This is a genomic window from Spirillospora sp. NPDC127506 (assembly GCF_040302145.1).
Classification (GTDB): Bacteria; Actinomycetota; Actinomycetes; order Streptosporangiales; family Streptosporangiaceae; genus Spirillospora.
Genome location: NZ_JBEORG010000030.1, coordinates 100,618 through 108,112 on the forward strand (window position 1 = coordinate 100,618; position 7,495 = coordinate 108,112).

Annotated in this window: 5 protein-coding genes; 4 read left to right on the forward strand and 1 reads right to left on the reverse strand. The window is 67.7% G+C overall.

What is annotated here, in order from left to right; translation table 11 throughout:
* Positions 1 to 194: 194 nt before the first annotated feature.
* From ABTW95_RS25745 to ABTW95_RS25755, 3 genes are all read left to right on the forward strand, one after another.
* The gene (locus tag ABTW95_RS25745; protein ID WP_396455187.1) at positions 195 to 1,652 is read left to right on the forward strand and encodes an arabinofuranosidase catalytic domain-containing protein; all 1,458 of its coding nucleotides are present in this window, start codon (positions 195 to 197) and stop codon (positions 1,650 to 1,652) included.
* Positions 1,653 to 2,341: 689 nt separating this feature from the next.
* The gene (locus tag ABTW95_RS25750) at positions 2,342 to 3,724 is read left to right on the forward strand and encodes a glycoside hydrolase family 43 protein (protein ID WP_500227613.1); all 1,383 of its coding nucleotides are present in this window, start codon (positions 2,342 to 2,344) and stop codon (positions 3,722 to 3,724) included.
* 102 nt (positions 3,725 to 3,826) lie between these two features.
* Positions 3,827 to 5,092, forward strand: a complete 1,266-nt coding sequence (locus tag ABTW95_RS25755; protein ID WP_500227614.1) for an extracellular catalytic domain type 1 short-chain-length polyhydroxyalkanoate depolymerase — start codon at positions 3,827 to 3,829, stop codon at positions 5,090 to 5,092.
* Between the two features lie 103 nt (positions 5,093 to 5,195).
* Here the strand turns inward: ABTW95_RS25755 and ABTW95_RS25760 are convergent, their stop codons facing one another.
* Positions 5,196 to 6,464, reverse strand: a complete 1,269-nt coding sequence (locus ABTW95_RS25760; protein ID WP_500227615.1) for an extracellular catalytic domain type 1 short-chain-length polyhydroxyalkanoate depolymerase — start codon at positions 6,462 to 6,464, stop codon at positions 5,196 to 5,198.
* A 238-nt stretch (positions 6,465 to 6,702) separates the two neighbouring features.
* Here ABTW95_RS25760 and ABTW95_RS25765 point away from each other — a divergent pair, with 238 nt between their 5' ends.
* Positions 6,703 to 7,206, forward strand: coding sequence for a MarR family winged helix-turn-helix transcriptional regulator (locus ABTW95_RS25765; RefSeq protein WP_500227616.1), 504 nt, complete (start codon positions 6,703 to 6,705; stop codon positions 7,204 to 7,206).
* Positions 7,207 to 7,495 lie beyond the last annotated feature (289 nt).

Below are 7,495 nucleotides of genomic sequence, written 5' to 3' on the forward strand. Positions count from 1 at the left end.
CACCTGAAGCCGAGAGCACGGCGGCTGAACTGCGAAAGCTTCCTCCGCGCCGAACCGGGCGCCAATCGGCTCTTGACGGTGGGTCCATCGCGTTATTTACTCCGGCTAACCACCGGCGATCGATCCCGCCTTGGAGTCCGGCGAAATGTTAGCGCTAACACTTCCCGATCGACCGAGAAAGGTACCCGCTCCCCATGATCCACTGGAGAAAGGCGCTGCTCGTCGCGGTCGGCGCGCTCGTCCTCGTCGCGGGTCAACTGACCGGCTTCGCCGTCACCGGGGCCTCGGCGGCGACGTCGCAGCCCTGTGACATCTACGCCGCGGGCGGCACGCCCTGCGTGGCCGCGCACAGCACGACCCGGGCACTGTACGGCGCGTACAACGGACCTCTGTACCAGGTGCGGCGCTCATCGGACAACGCCACGCGCGACATCGGCGTGCTGAGTGCGGGCGGCTACGCCGACGCCGCCGCGCAGGACTCGTTCTGCGCCGGCACCAACTGCCTCATCACCGTCATCTACGACCAGTCCGGCCGCGGCAACCACCTCACTCAGGCGCCCCCGGGCGGGTTCTCCGGCCCGGCCCCGGGCGGATACGACAACCTGGCGGACGCGAAGGCGGCGCCGATCACGATCCACGGCAACAAGGCCTACGGCGTGTACGTGGCCCCCGGCACCGGATACCGGAACAACCACACCAACGGGGTCGCCACCGGCGACCAGCCGGAAGGCATGTACGCCATCTTCGACGGCACCCACTACAACGGTGGCTGCTGCTTCGACTACGGCAACGCCGAGACCAACAGCCGCGACAACGGCAACGGCACGATGGAGGCCATCTACTTCGGCAACATCAAGGTGTGGGGCTACGGCACCGGCCCCGGCCCGTGGGTCATGGCCGACCTGGAGAACGGCCTCTTCTCGGGAGTCAACGCCGGATACAACTCCAACGATCCGACCGTCAACCACCGGTTCCTCACCGCCATCATCAAGGGTGAGCCGAACCACTGGTCGATCCGAGCCGGAAACGCCCAGTCGGGAAGCCTCTCCACCTACTACAACGGGCCTCGGCCCAACGTCCCCGGCTACAACCCGATGCGCAAGGAGGGCGCCATCATCCTCGGCACCGGTGGCGACAACAGCATCGGCTCGGCGGGCACCTTCTACGAGGGCGTCATGACCTCGGGCTACCCGTCGGAGGCCACGGAGAACGCCGTCCAGGCCAACATCGTCGCCGCCGGCTACGCCACCGGCACCGGAGGCTCGCGGACCGGGCCGATCACGTCCGGAGTCGACAGCACCAAGTGCATGGACAACAACAACGCCGCGGCGACACCCGGCAACAAGGTGCAGATGTGGGACTGCAACGGCTACGCCGCCGCGCAGAACTGGACGGTCAACAGCAACGGAACCCTGACCATCGACGGCGGCTGCCTGGACATCACCGGCGCCGACTACAGCAACGGAACCCTCGTCGAGTGGTGGCCCTGCAACGACGGCGCCAACCAGCAGTGGCAGGCGGTCAGCGGGCAGCTCGTCAACCCGGCCTCCGGCAAATGCCTGGACGACCCCAACCACAACACCGCCAACGGAACCCAGCTCATCCTGTGGACGTGCAACGGCGGAAACAACCAGCAGTGGCACCTGCCGTAGCACTCCAGCCACCCTCGGGAATCCCCGCCCGCTAGAGGCCGGGGCATGAGACGGCCACCGCCGCGACCGTGCGCGCCCGCAGGACGCGGACGACGGGCGGTGGCCGTACCCCCGCACCGCCGGCGACGCGTTGCGGGACGCCCGGACGCCAAGCTCCGCGGCGACTCGTCCTCGACGCCCTAGCTAGCCGGCGGCGATGCCGCGGAATGCGGCCCGGCCGCCAGGGACGCCGTCGCGCGGATGCGCACCCAATCACCCGCATGGGAGCGCCCGGATGTTCGCGCAACCAAAGGCAGGCACAGCGAGGGACCCGGCCGACCGGGGCGGAAAGTCGTGAGAGCGTTCCAAAACGTGCGATCGACCGGCGCGCGTATCAAGAGCCTTGACGCTGAGGTACCGCAGATCTGCGGCGACATCTTTTCGAAGCGACCACCGACCGCCGATTCATGAAAACCATGAAAGAAGCGCTCTGGGCCGCTGCCGACCGCTCTATCGTCTGAGCAAACCAGAAGTTGGAGCGCCGAGCCTCCGGAGCCGGCCACCTTGTTCCGTTAAGCAGGGCGGCACCTTGTCGGAAAATGTTAGCGATAACATTCGACTTCACCGCCGCAGCAATCCGAACGGCCTGGGCCGACGATACGGACGGTCAAATCCAGCGACGTCCATTCCTACTACCCGAGAGAGCCACCGTGAGCTTCCTACTCCGCCGCACAGCGGCGCGCACCGTCGCAGCAATAGTCGGCTTGCTCTGCTTCACAGCACTCTTTTCGGCCGCGGCCAGGGCGGACAACCCGATCGTCCAGCATGTCTACACCGCCGACCCGGCTCCGCTCGTGTACAACGGCCGCGTCTACCTCTACACCGGACATGACGAAGACGGCTCCACCTGGTTCACCATGAAGGACTGGCGGGTCTGGTCGTCAGCCGACATGGTGAACTGGACCGATCACGGTTCCCCCTTGAGCCTCGCCACATTCAGCTGGGCCAGCGCCAACGCCTGGGCGGGGCAGGTCGTCTCCAGAAACGGCAAGTTCTACTGGTACGTGCCCGTCACGAATAGGGCGACCGGCAGATACGCGATCGGGGTGGCGGTCTCCGACAGCCCCACCGGGCCCTTCAGGGACGCCCTCGGGCATCCCCTGGTGGAGAACAACGAGATCGACCCCACCGTCTTCATCGACGACGACGGGCAGGCATATCTCTACTGGGGGAACCCGAACCTGTGGTACGTGAGGCTCAACCCCGACATGACCTCCTATTCGGGCGGCCCGACGCGCATCCCTCTCACCACCGCCGGGTTCGGCACCCGCACCGGTGACCCGAATCGTCCGACCCTCTTCGAAGAGGGCCCCTGGGTCTACAAGCGGAACGGCCTCTACTACCTCGTCTTCGCGGCGAAATGCTGCTCCGAGTTCATCGCCTATTCGACGGCGCCCGGCCCGACCGGCCCATGGACCTACCGCGGAACGATCATGCCCACGCAGGGCGGCAGCTTCACCAACCATCCCGGCGTCATCGACTTCAACGGAGGCTCGTACTTCTTCTACCACAACGGCGCCCTGCCGGGCGGCGGCGGTTTCACCCGTTCGGTCGCCGTGGAGAAGTTCACCTACAACGCCGATGGCGGCTTCCCGACGATCAACATGACCGCCGCGGGGGCGCCGCAGGTGGGGACGCTGAATCCCTATGTGCGCCAGGAAGCCGAAACGATCGCCTGGGAGTCCGGCATCGAGACCGAGCCCTCCAGCGAAGGCGGAATGAACGTCGGGTGGATCGAGAACGGGGACTGGATCAAGGTCAAGGGCGTCGCCTTCGGCTCCGGCGCCGCGTCCTTCACCGCGCGAGTCGCCTCCGCCGGTAGCGGCGGCACCGTCGAGTTGCGTCTCGACGGCCCCTCCGGCCAGGTCGTGGGCAGTTGCCACGTGCCGGTCACCGGCGGGTGGCAGTCGTGGACGAGCGTGTCCTGCCCGGTGAGCGGCGCGACCGGAACCCACGATCTGTACCTCAAATTCACCGGCGGAGGCGGCTATCTGTTCAACGTGAACTGGTGGCAATTCAATGCCGCTTCTTAGCGGGAAACCTCTGCCGGCGCCCGCGGCCCGGCGCCGGCGAATAAGTGTGCAGACGGCGTCCACCCGCCGACAGATGAACTGGCATTCGGAAAGGAGTGTACGGTGACACGGATCACTCGGCTGCTCGCCGGCATCGCCGCCGCGGTCGTCGCGGCCGCGCTGTGCGTGGTGGTGGCGCACGCGCCGCGAGCTTCAGCGGCGGCGCTGACCCAGGTGTCCAACTTCGGGGCCAACCCCGGAAACCTGCAGATGTACGTCTACGTCCCCGACAATGTGCAGGCACATCCGGGCATCCTGGTGGCGATGCACGGCTGCAACGGCACGGCCACCGGGTTCTACCAGGGCACTGAATTCGCGTCGCTGGCCGACCGGTACGGCTTCATCGTCGTCTATCCGCAGGCTTTGCACAGCTACAACGGCTTTTCGAACTGCTTCGACGTGTGGTCGGACGCGGCGCTGCACCACGGAGGCGGCAGCGACCCGGTGTCGATCGTGTCGATGGTGACCTACGTCGAGGAGCACTACGGCGGCGATCCGCAGCGGGTGTTCGCCACCGGCTTCTCGTCCGGCGCGATGGAGACCAACAACCTGCTCGCGGTCAACCCGGACGTGTTCAAGGCCGGCGCGCCCTTCTCGGGCGTCCCCTACGGATGCTTCGGGCCCAGCGGGTGCGGCGGGAAGACGCCGGGGCAATGGGGCGACCTCGTCCGCGCCGCCTACCCGGGCTACACCGGCCCCCGGCCGCGCGTGCAGGCCTGGCACGGCACCAACGACAACGTCCTGAACTACTCGAACCTGCAGGAAGAGGTCGACCAGTGGACGAACGTCCACGGCCTCAGCACAACGCCCACCTCTACTGACACCCCGCAGTCCGGCTGGACGCGGCAGCGGTTCGCCGACCCGTCCGGCACCGCGCAGGTCGAGGCGTTCACCGTCGCCGGCGCCGGCCACGACCTGCCGCATGCCGGAATGGCCGCCTACGCGATCCGCTTCTTCGGCCTGGACGACGGCGGCGACACCTCTCCCCCGCCGCCCGAGACGGCCTCCTGCCGCGTCACCGCGAAGGTCAACGCCTGGTCCGGCGGAATGACCGAGGACATCACCATCACCAACACGGGCGACACTGCGATCAACGGATGGTCCCTGGTGTTCACCCTGCCATCAGGACAGACCATCAGCTCAGGGTGGAATGCGACGTTCAGCCCGAACAGCGGTCGCGTCACGGCCACCAATATGAGCTACAACGGGTCCCTCGCACCGGGGGCCTCCACCGGCATCGGGTTCCAGGCCACCCAGACCGGCAACGCGCAGGCGCCCACCGAGTTCACCCTCAACGGCAGCACCTGCACCGTGGCCATCTCAAGCTGAACGAACGGCACGGCCGGGCACCGCGTCTCGCGGTGCCCGGCTCCGGGCCCTGCCGAGCGGCAGGGCCCGCTTCTCGCGTCACGAGGCGCCGGCCCCGCTCGCGCTACTGACTCGTCGCGCAGGGGGTGCCGTTGAGGGTGAACTCGGTCGGTGCGGTGTTCGTTCCGCTGTAGGTGCCCTGAAGCCCGAAGGTGGTGGCGGCTCCGGGTGCGATCGTGGCGTTGTAGGAGACGTTACGGGCGGTGACCCGGGCGCCGGACTGGGACACGTCGGCGTTCCAGGCGCCGGTCACGTGCTGGTCTCCTGGCCAGTCCCAGGTCAGGGTCCAGCCGTTGACGGCGGTCGTGCTGGTGATGCCGATGTTCGCGGTGAAGCCATTGTTCCAGGTGTTGGCGGTGTAGGCGACCTGGCAGGTGAAGTCGGACGGCGGGGGCTCGGTGGGGCCGCCGGAGGCGAGGCCGAAGAACTCGACGGCGTACTCCGCCATGCCGGCCATCGGCAGGCTGTGTCCGGCGCCGGAAACCGTGATCGCCTCGACCGGAGCGCTGCCGGACGAGTCGGCGAACCGCTGCCGCGTCCAGCCGGACTGCGGGGTGTCAGTAGAGGTGGGCGTGGTGCTGAGGCCGTGCACGTTCGTCCACTGCTTGACCTCCTCGGCCAGTTCGGCGTACGCGACGACGTTGTCGTCGGTGCCGTGCCAGAGCTGCATCCGCGGCCAGGGCCCCTGGTATCCGGGGTTCGCCTGGCGCACTATGTCGCCCCACTGCTGCGCGGTCTTGCCGACGCACGGGGAGGCGTTGCCCCCCGGCTGGTAGGCGTCCTCGTTGGGGAAGCACGCGAAGGGGACGCCCATGAACGCCGCGCCCGCCTTGAACACCTCCGGGTACAGGGCGGCCATGGCGTTGGTCATCATGCCGCCCGAGGAACTGCCGGTCACGAACACCCGGTCCGGGTCGCCGCCGTAGCGCTGCTCCGCATAAGTGATCATTGACATGAGCGAGACCGGGTCGGTGCGTCCGCCGCGCACCTTCGACGCGTCGGACCAGTTGTCGAAGCAGTTGAACTTCTTGTTCGACGCCGACGGGAAGATCACCAAGAATCCGTACCGGTCGGCCAGGGACGCGAACTCGCTGGACGAATAGAATCCCGGCCCCGAACCGCCGCACGGATGCAGCGCCATCACGATCGCCGGCGACGCCCGCACCGTGTCGGGCACGTAAACGTACATCTGCAGATTGCCCGGGTTGTCGCCGAAGCCGGTGACCTGCGTCAGGCCGGCCGCGGCCGCGTGCTGTACCGGCAGCACGGCCGTCATGACCGCGCACAGCATCGCCGCGCAGGCACCGGCCAGCATGGCCATGAGTCGTTTCATCCGCCCTCCTCAATTCGGGCACGATACATAACGCCCCGACTTTTGTCGGACGCGCCATCAATTGCCGAAATATAGGAGGGGCGTAGATCATCGTCAACGCTCCGCCTTCGGCGGGCGGCAGATCAAATCACGGAAAACGAGTTTCCGCAGGTATCAAGGCCCTTGATATCAAGATCCGCGTTCCGCATTCATGAAAACTTTCACGGCCGCCCTGGGGCGCGGGGGGTATGGTCTTCCGGTGACCGACCGCCGCACTCCCCCATCGGCCCGGCAGGCCGGTGCACCGCACCCGCGCGTGAGCTACCTGGTGTTCAGGCTGGAGCGACGCATCCGGGCCCATCTCGACGACGCGCTCGCCCGGCACGGCCTCACCACGACCGAGTACATGGCGCTCAGCGAGCTGCGCCTGCGCGACGGGCCGTCGTCGGCGGAACTGGCCCGCATCGCCTTCGTCACGCCGCAGGCGATGAACCTGGTCATCCGCGACCTGGAGCGGCGCGGGCTGATCCGCCGCGATCCGCATCCGGACGGCGGACGCGTACTGCGCGCCCGTGTCACCGGCACCGGCCTGGACGTCCTGCGCCGCTGCGACCGGGAACTGGACGAGATCGAAGCAGTCATGTTCGCCGAGCTCGACACCGCCGCCCGCAAGTCGCTGGCCGAGCAACTCCTGACCTGCGCCCACGCCCTCCGCCCCGACACGAACACCACCCGCCACCCCCTCCAAGACCCCGCCGGCTAAGCCTCGATCCACCGATGGTGAATCGAGGTCGATCTCTCGGTCTTTTCGGGAGGACGGTCGAGTTATCGGCCGCCTGTGGGCAGGGGTGATCGGCTGGTCTGTCCAGCTTTTCCACGTGTTCGGTTCCGGTCGGGCCCGCTCGGGCGGTGGATAACGGCAGGTCAGCGGCTGTCGGGTGGGGCGTGGAGGGTGTCGAACAACTGCCGCCAGGCGTCGGCCCAGGGCCAGTTGCGGGGCAGGTGCAGGATCAGGCGGCGGGCCGAGCGCGCCAGCCGGGCGGGGACGTTCA